General features: G+C 70.8%; 17 protein-coding genes. 1 reads left to right on the top strand and 16 read right to left on the bottom strand.

The window, feature by feature from the left end; all coding sequences use genetic code 11:
- Positions 1-22: 22 nt before the first annotated feature.
- The 16 genes from ABZ911_RS39265 to ABZ911_RS39340 form a co-directional block, all read right to left on the bottom strand.
- Positions 23-2,578, bottom strand: coding sequence for a phenylalanine--tRNA ligase subunit beta (locus ABZ911_RS39265; RefSeq protein WP_358068410.1), 2,556 nt, complete (start codon positions 2,576-2,578; stop codon positions 23-25).
- Positions 2,578-3,618: a phenylalanine--tRNA ligase subunit alpha gene (pheS, locus tag ABZ911_RS39270; protein WP_358068450.1), complete on the bottom strand. Its 1,041-nt coding sequence runs from the start codon at positions 3,616-3,618 to the stop codon at positions 2,578-2,580. Before pheS ends, ABZ911_RS39265 begins: the two co-directional genes overlap by 1 nt.
- A 156-nt stretch (positions 3,619-3,774) precedes the next feature.
- The gene (locus tag ABZ911_RS39275) at positions 3,775-4,812 is read right to left on the bottom strand and encodes a PAS domain-containing sensor histidine kinase (protein ID WP_358068453.1); all 1,038 of its coding nucleotides are present in this window, start codon (positions 4,810-4,812) and stop codon (positions 3,775-3,777) included.
- A gap of 113 nt (positions 4,813-4,925) precedes the next feature.
- A complete protein-coding gene (locus tag ABZ911_RS39280) occupies positions 4,926-5,729 on the bottom strand; it encodes an RNA methyltransferase (protein WP_358068413.1) in 804 nt (267 codons plus the stop codon).
- 79 nt (positions 5,730-5,808) lie between these two features.
- The gene (gene rplT, locus ABZ911_RS39285; protein ID WP_358068416.1) at positions 5,809-6,192 is read right to left on the bottom strand and encodes a 50S ribosomal protein L20; all 384 of its coding nucleotides are present in this window, start codon (positions 6,190-6,192) and stop codon (positions 5,809-5,811) included.
- 24 nt (positions 6,193-6,216) lie between these two features.
- Positions 6,217-6,411 (bottom strand): 50S ribosomal protein L35, encoded by a 195-nt coding sequence (gene rpmI / locus ABZ911_RS39290; protein WP_358068418.1) that lies wholly within the window; start codon positions 6,409-6,411, stop codon positions 6,217-6,219.
- A 119-nt stretch (positions 6,412-6,530) separates the two neighbouring features.
- Positions 6,531-7,169 carry a translation initiation factor IF-3 gene (infC, locus tag ABZ911_RS39295; protein ID WP_358068421.1) on the bottom strand — a complete coding sequence of 213 codons (639 nt, stop codon included), beginning with the start codon at positions 7,167-7,169 and terminating at the stop codon, positions 6,531-6,533.
- Between the two features lie 229 nt (positions 7,170-7,398).
- Positions 7,399-8,253, bottom strand: a complete 855-nt coding sequence (locus ABZ911_RS39300; protein WP_358068424.1) for a shikimate dehydrogenase — start codon at positions 8,251-8,253, stop codon at positions 7,399-7,401.
- A gap of 106 nt (positions 8,254-8,359) precedes the next feature.
- Complete coding sequence (mltG, locus tag ABZ911_RS39305) at positions 8,360-9,520, bottom strand: endolytic transglycosylase MltG (RefSeq protein WP_358068427.1); 1,161 nt, start codon at positions 9,518-9,520, stop codon at positions 8,360-8,362.
- A gap of 235 nt (positions 9,521-9,755) precedes the next feature.
- On the bottom strand, positions 9,756-10,925 hold the full coding sequence (gene mltG, locus ABZ911_RS39310) for an endolytic transglycosylase MltG (protein ID WP_358068430.1): 1,170 nt from the start codon (positions 10,923-10,925) through the stop codon (positions 9,756-9,758).
- A 317-nt stretch (positions 10,926-11,242) separates the two neighbouring features.
- On the bottom strand, positions 11,243-11,725 hold the full coding sequence (gene ruvX, locus ABZ911_RS39315; RefSeq protein WP_358068433.1) for a Holliday junction resolvase RuvX: 483 nt from the start codon (positions 11,723-11,725) through the stop codon (positions 11,243-11,245).
- 1 nt (position 11,726) lies between these two features.
- On the bottom strand, positions 11,727-14,399 hold the full coding sequence (gene alaS, locus ABZ911_RS39320; protein ID WP_358068436.1) for an alanine--tRNA ligase: 2,673 nt from the start codon (positions 14,397-14,399) through the stop codon (positions 11,727-11,729).
- A 1-nt stretch (position 14,400) separates the two neighbouring features.
- Positions 14,401-14,649 carry a hypothetical protein gene (locus ABZ911_RS39325; RefSeq protein WP_358068439.1) on the bottom strand — a complete coding sequence of 83 codons (249 nt, stop codon included), beginning with the start codon at positions 14,647-14,649 and terminating at the stop codon, positions 14,401-14,403.
- On the bottom strand, positions 14,646-15,023 hold the full coding sequence (locus ABZ911_RS39330) for a DUF948 domain-containing protein (protein ID WP_358068442.1): 378 nt from the start codon (positions 15,021-15,023) through the stop codon (positions 14,646-14,648). Before ABZ911_RS39330 ends, ABZ911_RS39325 begins: the two co-directional genes overlap by 4 nt.
- Before the next feature lie 114 nt (positions 15,024-15,137).
- Positions 15,138-16,379, bottom strand: coding sequence for a replication-associated recombination protein A (locus ABZ911_RS39335; RefSeq protein ID WP_358068455.1), 1,242 nt, complete (start codon positions 16,377-16,379; stop codon positions 15,138-15,140).
- A gap of 69 nt (positions 16,380-16,448) precedes the next feature.
- A complete protein-coding gene (locus ABZ911_RS39340; protein WP_358068445.1) occupies positions 16,449-16,889 on the bottom strand; it encodes a DUF2231 domain-containing protein in 441 nt (146 codons plus the stop codon).
- 228 nt (positions 16,890-17,117) lie between these two features.
- Between ABZ911_RS39340 and ABZ911_RS39345 the strand changes: the two genes are divergently transcribed.
- Positions 17,118-18,026, top strand: coding sequence for a peptidylprolyl isomerase (locus ABZ911_RS39345; RefSeq protein WP_358068448.1), 909 nt, complete (start codon positions 17,118-17,120; stop codon positions 18,024-18,026).
- The last annotated feature ends 129 nt before the right edge of the window (positions 18,027-18,155 follow it).

Below are 18,155 nucleotides of genomic sequence, written 5' to 3' on the forward strand. Positions count from 1 at the left end.
CTCCGGGCCCTTTCCGTGGTCGCTAGGCGCCGCGCAGCTGCGCCCCCACGCGGTCGGCGGCCACCGCCACCGCCGCGTCCCGCGCCGCCGTCGTCTCCTCGGCCGTCAGCGTCCGATCCGCGGCCCGGAAGCGCAGCGTGTACGCCAGGGACTTGTTGCCCTCGCCCGCCTGCGCCCCCGTGTACACGTCGAACAGCCGCACCGACTCCAGCAGCTCGCCCGCCCCGTCCCGCAGCGCCGCCTCGACATCGGCGACCGGGGTCCAGACCGGCACGATCAGCGCGACGTCCTGGGTGGCAACCGGGTAGCCGGACACCGGGGGCGCCTCGGCCGGGCCGGGCATCGCCGTCTCCAGGACGGTCAGCTCCAGCTCCATCGCGCAGGTACGCGGCGGCAGGCCGTACGCCTCGATGACCCGCGGGTGCAGCTCGCCGGCGTGACCGGCCAGCGTGTCGCCGACGTAGAGCGCGGCGCAGCGCCCGGGGTGCCACGGCTCGTGCTGGTCGGCGGTGACGCCCAGCTCGACGCGCGCCTCCCCGGCCACCAGCCGGGCCGCCTGTACGGCGTCCGCCCAGTTCGCCGCCCGGCCCGAGCCCCACCAGCCCGACCGCTCGAACTCGCCGGCCAGCACGACCGCGACTCGCTGCGGCTGGCGCGGCAGCGCGGCGGCGACCGAGGCCAGCTCCTCCTCCGACGGCCTGCGGTCGACGCCGAGCACGGGAGCGCTCGCGGGGGCGCCGTCGCGCGGCCGGTAGACCAGGCCGCTCTCGAACAGCGCCATGTCGCCGAACCCGCGCCCGACGTTGCGGACCAGGGTCTTGAGCAGGCCGGGCAGGAGGGTGGTCCGCATCAGCGGCTCGTCCTCCGACAGCGGGTTGGCCAGGCGCACCGCCCTGCGCCGGGCGTCGCCGGCGGGCAGTTGCAGGTTGTCGAAGTCGCGCTCGCCGACGAACGGGTAGGCCAGCACCTCGACGTAGCCGGCGGCGGCCAGCGCGCGGCCGACCCGTCTGCGCAGCCGCTGCCCCTCGGTCAGCCCGGCGCCGGCGGGGGCCTTCGGCAGCATCGAGGGCAGGTTCTCGTAGCCTTCGAGCCGGATGACCTCTTCGGCGAGGTCGTTCGGGTCGGTCAGGTCGGGACGCCACGACGGCGGGGTGACGGTGATCATGTCGTCGCCGGTGACGGCCAGCCTGGCCGCCAGCGCGCCGCCGGACACCACGCCGGTCGGGTCGACGCCGCCCTTGCGCAGAGCGGGGAAGGCGCCGTCGACGACGGTGCAGCCGACCTGCTCCAGGCGGCGGATCACGGTCTCCCGCGAGTAGGAGACGCCCGCGACGTTGCCGGGGTGGTCGACGGGGATGGCGATGCGGGCCGGCTCCACCTCGACCTCGACGTGCGTGACGCCGGGCGCGGCGGTGGCGCCGCCGAGCTCCACCATCAGCTGCACGGCCCGCCAGGAGGCGGCCAGCGGCAGCTCCCGGTCGACGCCGCGCTCGAAGCGCTTGGACGCCTCGGAGACCAGGCTGTGCTTGCGGGACTCGCGGGAGGTGCCGGTGGCCGAGAAGTGCGCGGCCTCGATGACGATGTCGGTCGAGGCGGCGGAGATCTCGGTGTGCAGGCCGCCCATGGTGCCGGCCATCGAGATCGGGCCCGACTCGTCGGTGATCAGGATGTCCTCGGGCTGCAGGGTGCGTACGACGTGGTCGAGCGTCTCCAGCTTCTCGCCGGGCAGCGCGCGGCGCACCACGATGCCGCCGGTCAGCTTCGAGCGGTCGAAGGCGTGCAGCGGCTGGCCCAGCTCCAGCATCACGTAGTTGGTGATGTCGACGGCCAGCGAGACCGGGCGCATGCCGGAGCGCGTCAGCCGTACCCGCATCCACAGCGGGCTGGTGGTGTCGGGGTCGAAGCCGGTGACCTCGCGCAGCACGAACCTGTCGCACGCGGTCGGGTCGGCGATCGACGCCGGCCACGCGATGCCCTGCGCCTGGGGCGGCTCGACGGCGGCGGGGTCGTGGAAGTCGACGCCGAAGGCGGTGGCCGCCTCGCGGGCCACGCCGCGCACCGACAGGGCGTAGCCGATGTCGGGGGTGATCTCCAGCTCGATGACGTCGTCGCGCAGGCCGAGCAGCTCGACCACGTCGGTGCCGATCGGCGTGTCGGCGGGCAGCACCATGATGCCGTCGTGGTCGTCGCCCAGGCCGAGCTCACGCTCGGAGCAGATCATGCCCTCGGACAGGCGGCCGTACGTCTTGCGCGCCCCCACCTCGAACCCGCCGGGCAGGACGCCGCCGGGCAGTACGACCGGGACGCGGTCGCCGGCGACGAAGTTCGTGGCGCCACAGACGATCTCGCGCGGCGTGGCCTCGCCCACCTCGACGCGGCAGTGCCTGATCGGCTTCTTGAAGCCGGCGAGCTCCTCGACCTCGAGCACCTCGCCGACGACCACGTTCTTGATGTCGTCGCCGTAGGAGGTCACGGACTCCAGCTTGAGCCCGGCGGCGGTGAGCTTGTCGGCCACCTCGTGCGCGGTGACGGCGGGCAGGTCAACGAGCTCCCGCAGCCAGGAGAGCGGGACCCTCATCAGATCTCCATTCCGAACGGGAGCGTGAAGCGCACGTCTCCCTCGACCATGTCACGCATGTCCTCGGCGTTGTGGCGGAACATCAGCGTCCGCTCGATGCCCATGCCGAAGGCGAATCCGGAGTACCTCGACGGGTCGACCCCGCAGGCGACCAGCACCCGCGGGTTGACCATGCCGCAGCCGCCCCACTCGATCCACCCCTCGGACTTGCAGGTACGGCAGGGCGGGTTGCCGGGCACCGACGAGGCGCCCCGGCAGACGAAGCACTTGAGGTCCATCTCCGCCGACGGCTCGGTGAAGGGGAAGTAGTTGGGCCGGAAGCGCGTCGTGATGCCCTCGCCGAACATCACCTCGGCGAAACGGTCGAGGGTGCCCTTCAGGTGCGCCATGGTCAGGCCCTCGTCGATGGCCAGCCCTTCGACCTGGTGGAAGACCGGGGTGTGGGTGGCGTCGAGTTCGTCGGTGCGGAACACCTTGCCCGGCGAGATCACGTACACCGGCAGCGGGCGCTGCAGCAGCGCCCTGATCTGCACCGGCGAGGTCTGGGTGCGCAGCACCATGCCGGACTCGGTGGACTCCACGAAGAAGGTGTCGTGCTCGGAGCGGGCCGGGTGGTCGGTGGCGATGTTGAGCGCGTCGAAGTTGAACCATTCGCCTTCGAGCTCAGGCCCCTCGGTGACCTCGTAGCCCATGGCGACGAAGGTGTCGGCGATGCGCTCCTGCATGGTGGTGAGCGGGTGGCGGGCGCCGTGCGGGACGCGGTCCCACGGGAGGGTGACGTCGACGGTCTCCTCGACGAGCACCCTGGCGTCCCGCTCGGCCTCCAGTTCGGCCTGCCGGGCGGCGAGCGCCTCGTTGATCGTCTTGCGGGCGCCGCCGATGCGCTTGCCCGCCTCGGCGCGGGCCGCGGGCGGCAGCGCGCCGATCTCCCGGTTGGCCAGCGCGATGGGCGAGCGGTCACCGGCGTGCGCCAGGCGGACCTGCTTCAGCGTGTCGAGGTCGCCGGCCGCCTTGATCGCGGACAGGGCGTCGGCCTCCATGCGCGCGATCTCGTCGGCGTGCAACGGGGTCACCTCGACAGGGTCGTAGTCAGACAAGAGAGAGCTCCGTATCCAGGGCTTGAGCGGACCCGAGTCTAGTCGGGTCGGCGTCGGGGATCGTCCGCCGTGGAGCCCACCGGGCCGCTGTCGCGTGTTTCAGGCGAAGTCTGGCGTGCCGGTGGGCACGGTAAATCGAAACTCGGCCCCGCCCTCGGGGGCCCGCTGCACGGTGATCGTGCCGCCGTGCGCTTCGACCAGGCCCTTGACGATGAACAGGCCGAGCCCGGTGCCGCCGCGCCTGCGGCTGTTGCCGCGCCAGAACTGCCGGAAGACGCGCGGGGCCAGCTCGGGCGGCACGCCCTCACCCTGGTCACGTACTGACACGGCAACTCCCCAGCCGACGGATTCGATGTCTATTGTCACGGTGCCGCGTCCATGGCGCACCGCGTTTTCCACCAGGTTACCCAGGATCTGGTCGATCTTGTCCTGGTCGAGCCACATCTCGGGCAGCTCGTGGCGGGCGCCGAGCACGAAACGATCGGCCGGCTCGCCCGCGGCGATCCGGCCTTCGACGATCCTGCGCGCCCGCGCCGGTAGGTCGACCACCTGGCGGCGGACCTCCAGCCGGCCGGACTCGATCCGGGAGACGTCCAGCAGCTCGGTGATGAGCCTGGTCACCCGGTCGGCGTCGTTGTTGACGGTTTCGAGCATGACGCGCTTCTGCTCGTCGGTGAAGCGGCTCCACTTGGCCAGCAGCGTCGCGGTGAAGCCCTTGACGCTGGTCAGCGGGGAGCGCAGCTCGTGGGCGACGGTGGAGACCAGGTCGGCGCGGCTGCGCTCCAGCCGGGTGCGGGCGCCGCCGTCGCGCAGCGTGATCGTCACCCGGCGTACGTCGCCGCCGCGCTCGGGTTCGCGCACCAGGCGCGCCGCGACGTGCAGCTCCTGGCCACCGGGCAGGTGCAGCGGCCGTTCCGGCACCCGGGTGCGGGTGCGCAGGCCGGCATCGGGGTCGAGGCTCTTCCACCACTCGCGCCCGTCGTGGTCGCGAAAGGGGAAGATCTCGCTCATGTCCGCGCCGACCGCCCGCTCCCTGCGGACGCCGGTCAGCCGGCAGGCCGCCCGGTTGACCGCGAGGACGAGGCCGAAGCGGTCGGCGACGATGAGGCCGTCGGGCAGCTCGTCGATCGCGATCATGCACGCGGGATCGGCGCTGCGCTCGGAAACCCCGTCGTCTTCGCCGTGCACGTACCCCGCCTCCTCGACCTACAAGGCCGACAATAGCGGGTTTCCCGCGCGCGAGGGCACCCTCAGCGAGCCCGCTGGGCGCGTGCCGAGGCGTACAGGCAGACGGCCGCCGCGGTGGCCAGGTTGAGGCTCTCGGCCTGTCCGTAGATGGGCACCCGGACCACGTCGTCGGCCAGCTCCAGGATCTCCGGCGGCAGCCCCCACGCCTCGTTTCCGAAGATCCACGCCGTCGGCCCCGACAGGTCGACGTCGTCGAGCGTCCGCGTCCCGGCCCCGTCCGCGGCCAGCACCCGCAGCCCCCGCTCCTTCAGCGCCGCCACGGCCCGCGCCACCGGCGCCCCCGTGGTGACCGGCAGGTGGAACAGGCTGCCCGCGCTGGCCCGCACGCACTTACCGTTGTACGGGTCCACCGAGGCGTCGGTGAACACCACCGACCCGGCCCCCGCGGCGTCGGCCGTGCGCAGCACCGTGCCCGCGTTGCCGGGGTCGCGTACGTGGGCGAGCACGGCGACCAGCGCCGGGTCCCCGTCGAGCGCCTCGTCGAGGGGGACGTGGACGAACCGGCAGATGGCCAGCAGGCCCTGCGGGGTGACGGTCTGCGACAGTTCGGCCATCACCTCGCCGCTGGCGCGGTGCCGCGGGACGCCCTTGAGGGTGGCCTCGGCCAGCAGGTCGGCGTGCCGTACCGCGGCCTCGGCTGTGGTGAACAGCTCCATCACCACGCCGTCGAGCCTGAGCGCCTCACGCACCGCCTGGGGCCCCTCGGCCAGGAAGGCGCGATCGCGGTCCCGGAAGGCCCGCTTGGTGAGCCTGCGCGCCGCCTTCACCCTCGGCGACTTCACATTGGTCAGCTCGGATCCCGCCATGCCCCCTGCTCTCGTTGAGTACGCGAACGAGGGGCCCACCTCATGGTGGACCCCTCGGACTTCAATCCGTGCGTGACGTTCAGCTCGCGACCGGAGCGTTCACGTTCGCCGGGAGGGCCTTCTTGGCGGCCTCGACCAGCGTCGCGAAGGTCTGGCTGTCATTCACCGCGATGTCGGCGAGGATCTTGCGGTCGACCTCGATGCTGGCCAGCCGCAGGCCCTGGATGAGCCGGTTGTAGGTCATGCCGTTCTGCCGAGCCGCGGCGTTGATCCGCTGGATCCACAGGCGGCGGAACGCACCCTTACGGTCCTTGCGGTCCCGGTAGGCGTACGTCATCGAGTGGAGCATCTGCTCCTTGGCCTTGCGGTACAGGCGCGACCGCTGGCCACGGTAACCGCTCGCCCGCTCGAGGACGACCCTGCGCTTCTTCTTGGCGTTGAGCGCCCGCTTCACGCGTGCCATGTTGTATCTCCCCGGGGGTTCGCGCTACTTAGCGAGCAGCTTCTTGATCTTCTTGGTGTCGGCGTCGGACATCACCACGTCCGGAGCGAGCCGGCGGGTGCGGGTGGACGGCTTGTGCTCAAGCAGGTGCTTGCGGTTCGCCCGACGCCGAACAATCTTGCCGGACCCGGTCACCCGGAACCGCTTCTTCGCACCGCTGTGCGTCTTCATCTTCGGCATGCGCCGTCTCTCCCTCAATTCGTCCGTGCCGATGCCCCGGGCCGGTGCTGGCCGGCCCGGTTGGCGGCATGTTCGTCTGGCGGTGGCTGGGTGCCTGTAAGGCTAGCCCGGACTACGCGTCACTCTTCCGGTTCGGAAAGCTCGGAAAGGGCGTCTTCGTCGCCACGCTGCGCCTTGGCCGCTGCCTTCTCGGCCTTGGCCTCGGCCTTCTTCTTGTGCGGACCGATCACCATGATCATGTTACGACCGTCCTGCTTGGGCTGGGACTCGACGAAGCCGAGCTCCGTCACGTCCTGCGCCAGCCGCTGGAGGAGCCGGAAACCCAGCTCGGGACGCGACTGCTCGCGACCGCGGAACATGATCGTGACTTTGACCTTGTCCCCCGCCTTGAGGAACCGCACCACGTGACCCTTCTTGGTCTCGTAGTCGTGCGGGTCGATCTTCGGCCGGAGCTTGATCTCCTTGATGATCGTGTGCGCCTGATTCTTGCGCGCCTCGCGCGCCTTCATCGCGGACTCGTACTTGAACTTGCCGTAGTCCATGAGCTTGCACACGGGCGGACGAGCCGTGGCCGCGACCTCGACAAGGTCGAGGTCTGACTCCTGGGCGAGCTTCAGCGCGTCGTGGATGGAGACGATACCGACCTGCTCACCGTTGGGGCCGACGAGGCGAACCTCGGGCACACGGATGCGCTCGTTGATGCGGGGCTCAGTGCTGATGGGGCCTCCTAGGTTTGCGATCCCTACGTGCTCGATCATGCCGGGGAGCTTCCCGTCCGAAGACGCGAAATGCCCCGCACGTCGCGCATGCGGGGCCACTGAACTCACCGGCTCAATGGCCGTAAGCTCCCCGGAGAAGTCCGGCGTGATCCTGGACCCGCCCGCCTCTCGGCGAGTCAGGTGGGAGGGAGACCTCCGCTTGCGCGTCCAGCAGGCATGCCGGACCGATCAGAGAGTTACACTACCACAACCAGCTCCGAGCTCCGAATCATCCCGCCGGGCTCGAACTCGCCCGCCTGAGGATCTCCGCCTCGCCCGCGGCGCGCATCGCCTCCACCGGCACATCCGGTCTGCCGGTCATCAGCTCGACCTGGCGAACCGCCTGGTGGAGCAGCATCCCGAACCCGCCGACGACCGTGCCGCCCGCTTCCCGCACCGCCGCCGCCGCGCGGGTCGGCCACGGGGCGTAGACCACGTCGAACAGGGCGGGCACCGCGGCCAGCAGGTCCGCGAAAGCGTCGGCCGCGCCCGAGGGCAGCGTGGAGACGACCAGGTCGGTCTCGCCGAGCAGGACGTCGAGCTTGTCGAAAGTCTCCACCGCCAGGGCCACGCCCAGCCGCTCGGCCACCTGCGCGGTCTCCCCCGCCCGTGCCGGATCGCGGACGATCAGGGTGACCTCGCCGAGGCCCAGGTTGCGCAGCGCGGCCAGCGCGGAGGCGGCGGTCGCGCCCCCGCCGAGCACCACGGCCGACCCCGGCGCGGGCACGCCCGCCTCGGCCAGGGCCCGCTCGATGCCGTAGACGTCGGTGTTATCGCCGTGCCTGGCGCCGTCGCGGAAGACCACCGTGTTCGCTCCGCCGACCTCGACGGCGACCGCGGAGACCGAGTCGAGCAGGGGCAGTACGGCCCGCTTGAGCGGCATCGTCAGCGACAGCCCCGCCCAGTGCCGCTCCGGGCTCGCGGCGATCTCGTCGAGCAGCCCCGGCAGCCGCGCCTCGTCGCACTCGTAGGCGTCGTAGGTCCAGCCGGTCAGCCCCATGGCCCGGTAGGCGGCCCGATGCAGGAACGGCGACAAGGAATGCGCGATCGGCGCCCCCAGCACAGCCGCCCGTCCCACGTCCACCACGAAACCCCTTCCGGCCAGTCCAGCGTTCAGGAACTCTACCGAACTCCCCGTACGGCGACGCCCGCCGCCCCGGAGGGCAGGCGGGCGTCGGGGAGGCGGCGGGTCAGTTGCGGTTCTGCTCGAATTCGGCCTTGAGCTTGAGGAACTCGGCTTCGGTGGTGGCGAACTTGGTGACCTTGTTCTTGGGGTCCGTGGTCACGAAGTACATCCAGCTGCCCTTCGCCGGGTTCAGCGCCGCCTCGATGGCGTGGTCGCCGGGGTTGCTGATCGGGCCGGGCGGCAGGCCGAGGTAGCGGTAGGTGTTGTACTTGGAGGTGGTCTCCAGGTCGGCGTTGGTGGCCGCGATGCCGAACTTGTTCAGCGCGTACATGACGGTGCTGTCCATCTCCAGCTTCATCTGCGGGTCCCGGTCGAGCCGGTTGTAGATGACCCGGGCGACCTTGGGCATGTCGTCGAATGTGCCCGACTCGGCCTGGATGATGCTGGCGATGGTGACGATCTCGTGCGGCGTGTGGCCGAGGCGCTTGGCGGCGCCCTCGAGGTCGGCCTGCTCGGCCGCGCTGTTGAACCGCTCGACCATCTTGGCGAGCATGTCGGCGGGCGTCATCTTGGGCCCGAACTCGTAGGTCGCGGGGAAGGCGTACCCTTCCAGCCGCTTCCTCGCGTACGGCGGCAGCCCCAGTGCCTTGGCGTCCTTGGCCGCGGCGGTGAACTCCTTGACCGGCTTGCCCGTCGTCTTGGCCAGCAGGGTGACGAGTTCGGTGAGACGCAGCCCCTCGGGCACCGGGACCTTGGTCAGCATCCGCGACTTGGGGTCGAACATGGCGACCGCCTGGGCGGCGGACATCTCCTTGCGCAGGGTGTAGGTGCCCGGCTGCAGCGAGGCGCTCTTGCCGGCGGCGGCGATCGCGTTGCTGAACCCCCTGGCGCTGGCCACGACGCCCTTCTCCTCCAGCGTCTGGGCCAGGGCCGCGGCACTGTCGCCCGGGTGGATCTCGATGAGCACCTCGCCCTTGCCGGGACCGGGGAAGTCATCGGGCACGAGCGCGTCGCTGAGCCACAGATAGCCGTAGTATCCGCCGCCGCCGATGACGCCGACCAGCACGATGAGCGCGAGCAGCGGGGCCATGAAGCCGCCCCGGTTGCGGCGCCTGCGCCTGCGGCGGCCGCGGCCGCCGTTCTTCGCCGAACCACGTGAGCGGCGCCCGGATCGACCGTCGTCGTCCTCGGCGCCGAGCAGGAAGTCCATGTCGAGATCGTTCATAGATACGCTGGCCAATCTCCCGGTACGAGCGGGCTGGCGTCAAGAGGACGGGCCAGACCGGTGGGGGTTACCGAGCCGAACGGGGTAGGCCGCCGGGCACACGCGGGTGACCGGTGACCGTCACTCAGGGTAGCCGCGCGAGGGGACGCGGCGGGCGCGAGCGCCCCGGCGGCAAGCTGGGGCCTCGCCCTCCGCCGGGCGATCTCCGGCGGGATGGGGGGTGTCCCGACGAGCATCAATCCGTCCCGAGGTATTCGTTCAGCTCTTCCCGGTATCTCACGAACTCACTCTCTTTGTTGGTGAATTTCGTGATTCTATGCTCCGGATCGGTGGTCACAAACCAGTACCAATCTCCCTCGGCCGGGTGGAGCGCCGCCATCAGCGCCTTCTCTCCGGGACTGGCGATCGGCCCCGGCGGCAGGCCCTTGTAACGGTAGGTGTTGTACGGTGAGCCGATCTTGATGTCCTTGTCGGACACCTTCAGGGTGTGCCTGCCCTGGGCGTACAGCACGGTGCTGTCGAGCTGGAGCCGGGTGTCCCCGGCCAGCCTGTTGTAGATCACCCGGGCGATCTTCGGGTAGTCCGAGTCCCGGCCGCCCTCGGCCTGCACGAGGCTGGCCACGATGACCGCCTCCAGCGGGGTCAGCCGTACGGCGGCGGCCCGCGCCTCCAGCTCGATGTGCTTGGCCGCCTCCTTGAACCTGTCCACCATGAGGCCGAGCACCTTGGCCGCGCGCATGCCCGGCTCCACCTCGTACGTCGCCGGATAGAGGAAGCCCTCCAGCCCGCGCGCGTAGCCGGGCAGGCCGAGCGTCGCGGTCTCGGTGGCCTGGAAGTCCTTCAGCGGCAGTCCCGCCTGGCGGGCGATGTGCGGCAGTGCCTCGACGAGGCGCATCCCCTCGGGCAGCGTCACCCGCTTGACCACCCGGGAGGCGGGCGCGAGCAGCAGGTCGAGCGCGGCGCCCGCGGCCATGCCCTTGCGCAGCCGGTAGTAGCCGGGCCGCAGGCTGCCGGTCTTGGCCCGCTCCTCGGCGACGTTGACGAACGACCTGGCGCTGGCCACGACACCCGCCTCGGCGAGCACACCGGCCACCTCGCGCGCGCTCGCGCCCGGCACGATCTGCACCGTCACGACGCCACTGCCCGCACCTTCGTAGTCGTCCGGGGTGACGTACGGCTTGAGCACGAGATAGCCGGCCGCGCCGAGGGCGAGCACGGACGCGACCGCCCCGCCCGCCAGCATCCCGGCCCTGCGCACGGCGGCTCGCCGCCCATCCACCGGGCCGCTCTCCTCAGGCTCGTCCGCGTCGGACGGCGGCGTCCGCTCACCCGGCTGGGACACCACCTCGGCGTCCCCCGGATCAGGGTCGAACGGGACAACCTCATCGGTGGTCTCGAACGGCACGATATCCCCGTCGTCACCGCCGGGCGCGACATCCTCATCGTCACCGGCCGGGACGACGTCACCGTCCTCACCGGCGGGCGTGACATCACCGTCATCCGTGCCCGCCTCGGACCCTGCACCGCCACCCGCTGCTTCCCGGTCGGACCGCGAACCGCCGGCGCCCGTTCCCGGGCCGGACGAGACAAGGTCAGGCTCGTCTTCCCCTGGCTCCAGCTCGATCGGCAGAGTGTCCGCCTCCCCCGGCACGCCGCCCCGCAAAGGCAGCGTGTCAGGATCACCGTCCCCGGCCGGTCGTGGTGTCGCGTCGTCGCGGCCGCTCATCGGCCAGGCCCGTCGTCCGCCACGGCGGGCGGATCGACGGGTCTGCCTGGTGGTCTTCCGGTGGCGCGTTCGGCGTCGAGGGCGTCCTGCAGCAGCACGACGGCCGCCACCTGGTCCACGACGTTCTTCTGCTTCTTCGCCTTCACCCCGCTGGCCCGCAGGCCCTGCTGGGCGGCGACGGTGGTCAGCCGCTCGTCGAAGAGCCGCACGGGCGTCGGCGCCAGCCGTACCGCGAGGTCGTGGGCGAAGGCGCGGGCGAGCGCCGCCGCCTGCCCCTCGCGCCCGGACAGCGAGGTGGGCAGGCCCACCACGATCTCGATCGCCTCGTGTTCGGCGGCGATCACGGCGATGCGGTCGAGGTCGCCCGCACCCCGCCTGACCGTCTCCACCGGCGTGGCCAGCAGCCCCGAAGGGTCACTGCGGGCCACGCCGACGCGTACGGACCCGACGTCCACGCCGAGCCGAGCACCGGACCTCATGTCAGCCGAGCTGTCCCGCGATGGTCTCCTCGACCGAGCGCAGCGCCTCGTCGATCGCCTCGGGCTTCGTGCCACCGCCCTGCGCGACATCGTCCTTGCCGCCACCGCCACCCCCAAGCGCCTTGGCGGCGACGCCGACCAGTTTCCCGGCCTTGAGCCCCCGCTCGCGCCCCGCCTCGTTGACCGCGGCGACGACCACAGGGCGATCCGCTGGCGCGCCGGCGATCACGACCACCGCCGCACGGTCACCGGGGAATCGGCCGCGCACATCAAGCGCGAGCTTACGCAAATCGTCGGCACCCGTGCCATCAGGCGCGCGGTGCGTGACGACAGAGACTCCGTGCAGGTCACGCGCCTGCGCGGCGAGCTCACCGGCGATCTCGAGCACCTGGGCGGAGCGCAGCTTGTCGAGGTCCTTCTCGGCGGCGCGCAGCCGGGTGACGATGCCCTCGATCCGCTCGGGCAGCTCCTCGCGGCGCGCCTTGAGCTGCTCGGTGAGCTGGGCCACCAGCAGGCTCTCGCGGGCCAGGAAGCGGAAGGCGTCGATGCCGACCAGCGCCTCCACGCGGCGCACGCCGGCGCCGACGGAGTTCTCGCCGAGGACCTTGACCAGGCCGAGCTGGCCGGAGCTGTGCACGTGGGTGCCGCCGCACAGCTCGCGGGAGTAGTCGCCGATCTCGACGACACGGACCTCGTCGCCGTACTTCTCGCCGAACATCGCCAGCGCGCCCATCGCCCTGGCCTCGGTCTGCGAGGTGTAGAACGCGTTTACCTTGAGGTCGTTGACGAGCACCGAGTTGACCTCGTCCTCGACGTCGCGCAGGACGCTCGGCGGGACCGCGCCCGCGGCGGTGAAATCGAAGCGGAAGCGGCCGGGAGAGTTCTCCGAGCCCGCCTGCGCCGCCGTCTCGCCCAGCGCGTTCTTGAAACCGCGGTGGACCAGGTGGGTGGCGCTGTGGCTGCGCGAGATCGCCCTGCGGCGCTCGACGTCGACCTCGGCCTGCACCTCGTCGCCGACCTTGATCTCGCCGCTGCGGACGGTGCCGCGGTGCACGACGAGCCCGGCGATCGGCGACTGCACGTCGTGCACGTCGATCTCGGCGCCGGAGGTGCGCAGCACGCCCTGGTCGGCGAGCTGCCCGCCGCCCTCGGCGTAGAACGGGGTACGGCCGAGCACGACCTCGACCGCGCTGCCCACGCCCGCGGCCGGCACCGGGACGCCGTCGACGAGCACGCCGACCACGCTCGACTCGGCGCTGGTCAGGTCGTAGCCGAGGAACTCGACCTTGCCCGCCTGCTCCAGCAGCTGACCGAAGACGGAGATGTCGGCGTTGCCGGTCTTCTTGGCCGCCGCGTCCGCCTTGGCGCGCTCGCGCTGCTCCTTCATGAGCCGCCGGAAGCCCTCTTCGTCGACCTTGAGCCCCTGCTCGGAGGCCATCTCCAGGGTGAGGTCGATGGGGAAGCCGTAGGTGTCGTGCAGTTGGAAGGCCTGGTTGCCGCCGAGGGTGGTCAGGCCCTTGCGCTTGCTCTCCTCCACCGCGACGTCGAAGATCGCGGTGCCGGTGCGGAGCGTGCCGAGGAACGACGCCTCCTCGGCGTCGATGACCCCGTGGATCTGCGGCGCGTCCACCTTGAGCTGGGGATACTGCTCGCCCATGACGTCGATGGCGACCGCGGTCAGCTCGTGCATGTAGCGGTCCTCGCCGGAGCCGAGCAGGCGCAGGTTGCGCACCGAGCGGCGCAGGATGCGGCGCAGGACGTAGCCCCTGCCCTCGTTGCCGGGCATGACGCCGTCGGCGACCAGCATGGTGCCGGTGCGCACGTGGTCGGCGACGACGCGCAGGCTGACGTCGGCGCGCGCGTCGCGGCCGTAGCGCACCTTGGTGAGCTCGGCCGCCCGGTCGAGGATCTTGTAGGTGGTGTCGATCTCGTAGATGTTGTCGACGCCCTGCAGGATCGCCGCCATGCGCTCCAGGCCCATGCCGGTGTCGATGTTCTTGCTCGGCAGTTCGCCCGCGACGTCGAAGTCGGTCTTGCTGCGCACCTCGCTGAGCTGGTACTGCATGAAGACGTTGTTCCAGACCTCCAGGTAGCGGTTCTCGTCGGCGACGGGGCCGCCTTCGATGCCGTACTCCGGGCCGCGGTCGTAGTAGATCTCCGAGCACGGGCCGCCGGGTCCCGGCACGCCCATGTGCCAGTAGTTGTCGGCCAGGCCGCGGCGCTGGATCCGCTCCTTCGGCACGCCGACCTTGCTGTGCCAGATGTCGGCGGCCTCGTCGTCGTCCTGGTAGACGGTGACCCAGAGCTTCTCCTCGGGGAAGCCGAAGCCCCCGTCGGACTCGGACTTGGTCAGCAGGTCCCAGGCGAAGGGGATCGCGTCGTCCTTGAAGTAGTCACCGAAGGAGAAGTTGCCCAGCATCTGGAAGAACGTCGCGTGCCGGGTGGTCTTGCCCACCTCGTCGATGTCGGGCGTGCGCACGCACTTCTGCGCGCTGACCAGGCGTTTGGCGGGCGGCGTGCGCTGGCCCAGGAAGTAGGGCTTGAAGGGGACCATGCCCGCGGGGACCAGCAGCAGCGTCGGGTCCTCTGCGATCAGGCTGGCCGAGGGCACGACCTTGTGCCCACGCTCCTCGAAGAAGCGCAGGAAGCGGCGGGCGATCTCTGCCGACTCCATATCAGCGGCCATCCTTTGCGTTAGTCGGTGTTCCAGGGTCGTCGAGCCCGAAGCGGGCCCGCAACTCGATTTCGCGGTCGGCGGCCTCGCCGAGTGCGTCCGAGGTAAAGTCTCTCACCTGCGCGAGCATGCCCGCGGCGCCGCCCGCGGCCCTCCGGGCCACGTGCTCGGGGTGCAGGGTCTGCAGCTTGCGCATCACCCACACCGCGGCGAAGGCGCCGAGGGACAGGTAGAACAGCCGCCGGATCATCGCCGCCGCCCCCGGCCGCGTCCGCGGCCACGCCCGTCGAGGGCCCGGCGCACGCCGTGGGTCAGCGCGGAGACCTTGATCAGCGGCCCGGTGACGATGGTCTGGGTGAGCGCGCTCAGTTTGGCGGCGTGGCCGCTGACCTGCTTGACGTCCTTGGTGATGGCCTCGACCGCGACGAGCTGACGGTTGGCCTCGTTGACCGTGACGGTCACGTCCTCGATCAGCGGCACCACGCGGTCGCTCAGGTCGGAGACCATCTTGGTGGTCTCGGTGAGCAGCCGTGCGAGTTTGACGAGCACCATCGCAAGAAAGCAGACCAGGATCGCCCAGAACATGGCGACGACCAGGCCGGCGACCTCTCCCGCGCTAAGCATCTGCGGATCCGTCCCCGTAGGCATCATGGAATGGAGAAGACCCTATCGTGCCGGATCGCGGCCACACGCCCGCCGCACACGCGTGGCGGGCGGCTCTTCGCGGGGCCGCAGGGCTCACGAACCGCGCAGGAAGTCGCGGATCCTGGCCCACCGCTCGGCGACCGGCCCTTCCGCGCCGTGCCTGGTCGGCTCGTAGTAGCGGCGCGCGCGCACCTCCTCGGGCGCGTAGTCCTGGCGGACGAGGCCGTGCTCGAAGTCGTGCGGGTACTTGTAGCCGTCGCCGTGGCCCAGCTTGGCCGCGCCCGGGTAGTGGCCGTCGCGCAGGTGGTTGGGCACCTGGCCGATCAGCCCGCGTTTGACGTCGCCCGAGGCCGCGCCGATGGCCTTGACCACCGCGTTGGACTTGGCCGCCAGCGCGCAGTGGATGACCGCGTGGGCCAGGTTGATGCCCGCCTCCGGCAGCCCGATGAGCTGCACCGCCTGAGCTGCGGCGACCGCGGTCTGCAGGCAGGTGGGGTCGGCCATGCCGACGTCCTCGGAGGCGAAGATGACGATCCGGCGCGCGATGAAGCGCGGGTCCTCGCCCGCCTCGATCATGCGGGCGAGGTAGTGCAGGGCGGCGTCGGCGTCGGAGCCCCGCATCGACTTGATGAACGCGCTGATCACGTCGTAGTGCTGGTCGCCCTGCCGGTCGTAGCGGACGGCGGCCTTGTCGACGGCCTTCTCCACCACCTCGACGGTGATGTCGCCGTCCAGCAGGGCGGCGGCCTCCAGGTAGGTGAGCGAGCGCCTGGCGTCGCCGCCCGCGAGCCGGACCAGGTGGTCCAGGGCCTCGGGGGCGAGGGTGTTGCGGGCGGCCAGGCCGCGCGGGTCGCCGACGGCGCGCTCCAGCACCGACCTGATGTCGTCGTCGGACAGCGACTCCAGGGTGAGCAGCAGGGAGCGCGACAGCAGGGGCGAGATGACGGAGAAGAACGGATTCTCGGTGGTGGCGCCGATGAAGGTGACCCAGCGGTTCTCCACGGCGGGCAGCAGCGCGTCCTGCTGGGCCTTGTTGAAGCGGTGCACCTCGTCGACGAACAGCACGGTCTGGCGCCCCGACATGCCGAGCTCGCGCCGGGCGGTGTCGATAGCCGCGCGCACGTCCTTCACGCCCGCCGAGACCGCGGAGATCTCCACGAAGCGGCGTTCGGTGACGCCGGCGACGACGTAGGCGAGGGTGGTCTTGCCGGTGCCGGGCGGGCCCCAGAGGAAGAGCGACATCGGCGCCTCGCTCTCGACCAGGCGGCGCAGCGGGGTGCCGGGGCCGAGCAGATGGCGCTGGCCGAGCACCTCGTCCAGCGAGCGGGGCCGCATCCGGACCGCGAGGGGCTGCGGCGTCGCCTCCTCAGCCGCCGAATCGAACAAGCTCTCCACAAAGCGAGCCTACCCGCCCCAGACCATGGTGGCGCCCGAATGCCCGGCCCTGAACACGTAGTAGCCGGCGGCCCCGGCCAGCACCACCGTCACGGCCGACAGGACCGCGGTCGGCACTTTGCCGTACTTCTTGGCGCTGTAGACCAGGGCCAGACCGGCAGCGGCCAGCCCGATCGTGGTCCACAGCAGCGGCGTGGAGAAGCCCTGGTGGGTCTCGACCAGTTCGCCGCCCACCTGGCGTGCCTGCTTCATCCGCAGGCCGCTCTCCCTGGCGGCGAACACGCTCGCGGGGGCGGCCACCGCGAGCAGCACCACCGCCCAGGCGAGGTGGGGGCGGAAGCGTGGCGCCAGCGCGTAGCCGATGCCCGTCACCGCGAGCAGGGGTGTCAGCATCACGGCCGCGTGGATGATCAGTGGGTGGGCGGGCAGGCCGAGGATCTCGTCGAACATGTCACGACTCCGTTCTCATATCCGATACGGATCTCACCACGGCCTGGTGCGTGAACACGGTAATCTGCCGCCTGACGAGCGGATTTCTCATCTTCTTCTCAGCTATGGCAGGCCATCGTGGCTGTTGCCCCATGAGCACCCTCCGTCACTTACGTCCAGCACATTTCGCGGCCGGTAGCATTCGCGGAGTTGTTTGGTCATGTGACGGCAAACCTGGAGGACATACCGGTGAGCGGCGAAGACCGCCAGAGCGAGCTGGCGCGCGAGCACAAGGAGCGGCAGGAGCAGCGCGCCGCGCAGGCCGCGAAGGCGAAGCGGAACACCGTCATCGGAGCGGGCGTGGCCGTGGTCGCGGTGGTGGGCGGCATCATCGCCGCCACCGCGGTGCTCGGCAGCAGCGATGCAGGCAAGCCGGAGGCCGCGGCCTCCCCCACCCCGTCGGCCTCGACGTCGGCGCCGGCCTCGACTGCCCCCTCGATCGCGCCGACCGCGCCCCCCAAGAAGGCGGGCCCGGTGAGCTGCACGTACAAGAAGGACACCGCGGACGTGCCGAAGAAGTTCGTCGGCTTCCCGCCCTCGAAGCCGAGCCTCAAGTGGAAGACGATGAAGATCGTCACCAACATCGGCGACGTCGAGATCGCGGTGGACCCGGCGGTGACGCCGTGCACGCTGAACTCCTTCGCGTTCCTGGCGAAGAAGAACTTCTACGACAACACCCCGTGCTATCGGTACGTCACGCCGGACGTCTCCGGCCTGCACCTGATGCAGTGCGGCGACCCGCTGGCCAAGGGCGACGGCAAGAACAAGACCGACGGGCAGGGCACCGCGGGCTACGTCTACGGCGACGAGAACCTCGGCATGCCGATCGTCGAGGGCATCGTGTTCATGGCTCAGGCCGGTGAGGACAAGGGGCAGAACAACAGCCAGTTCGTCTTCTCGCTGAGCAACGACAACACCCAGATCCCCGCCGACTACACCACCTTCGGCATGGTCACCAAGGGGCTCGACGTGATGAAGGCGGTCGCCAAGAACCAGGACGACCTGGTCATCAACGAGGGCGACATCACCGGCAACGGCGGCGCCACCGCCCCGAAGAAGCCGGTCATCATCAAGGACCTGCAGCTTCTCACCAAGTAGCGGCAAACGGCCCGAGGCCCGCGCCCCCCGTCGAGGGGGCGCGGGCCTCGTCGCGTCCGCTACGGCCAGATCGGGAGAGCGTGGTGGAGGGGAAGAGTGTAAAGGGGGGGGTGTAGATATAGGTGGTGG

Source organism: Nonomuraea sp. NPDC046570 (assembly GCF_040645915.1).
In the GTDB taxonomy this organism is placed as follows: domain Bacteria; phylum Actinomycetota; class Actinomycetes; order Streptosporangiales; family Streptosporangiaceae; genus Nonomuraea.

Coding starts and splice junctions, on each gene's coding strand:
- ABZ911_RS39265 (WP_358068410.1), bottom strand. CDS start 2,578: ATGAGGGTCCCGCTCTCCTGGCTGCGGGAGCTCGTTGACCTGCCCGCC.
- pheS (WP_358068450.1), bottom strand. CDS start 3,618: ATGGAGGCCGACGCCCTGTCCGCGATCAAGGCGGCCGGCGACCTCGAC.
- ABZ911_RS39275 (WP_358068453.1), bottom strand. CDS start 4,812: ATGATCGCGATCGACGAGCTGCCCGACGGCCTCATCGTCGCCGACCGC.
- ABZ911_RS39280 (WP_358068413.1), bottom strand. CDS start 5,729: ATGGCGGGATCCGAGCTGACCAATGTGAAGTCGCCGAGGGTGAAGGCG.
- rplT (WP_358068416.1), bottom strand. CDS start 6,192: ATGGCACGCGTGAAGCGGGCGCTCAACGCCAAGAAGAAGCGCAGGGTC.
- rpmI (WP_358068418.1), bottom strand. CDS start 6,411: ATGCCGAAGATGAAGACGCACAGCGGTGCGAAGAAGCGGTTCCGGGTG.
- infC (WP_358068421.1), bottom strand. CDS start 7,169: ATGATCGAGCACGTAGGGATCGCAAACCTAGGAGGCCCCATCAGCACT.
- mltG (WP_358068427.1), bottom strand. CDS start 9,520: ATGAACGATCTCGACATGGACTTCCTGCTCGGCGCCGAGGACGACGAC.
- ruvX (WP_358068433.1), bottom strand. CDS start 11,725: ATGAGGTCCGGTGCTCGGCTCGGCGTGGACGTCGGGTCCGTACGCGTC.
- alaS (WP_358068436.1), bottom strand. CDS start 14,399: ATGGAGTCGGCAGAGATCGCCCGCCGCTTCCTGCGCTTCTTCGAGGAG.
- ABZ911_RS39325 (WP_358068439.1), bottom strand. CDS start 14,649: ATGATCCGGCGGCTGTTCTACCTGTCCCTCGGCGCCTTCGCCGCGGTG.
- ABZ911_RS39330 (WP_358068442.1), bottom strand. CDS start 15,023: ATGCTTAGCGCGGGAGAGGTCGCCGGCCTGGTCGTCGCCATGTTCTGG.
- ABZ911_RS39335 (WP_358068455.1), bottom strand. CDS start 16,379: ATGCGGCCCCGCTCGCTGGACGAGGTGCTCGGCCAGCGCCATCTGCTC.
- ABZ911_RS39340 (WP_358068445.1), bottom strand. CDS start 16,889: ATGTTCGACGAGATCCTCGGCCTGCCCGCCCACCCACTGATCATCCAC.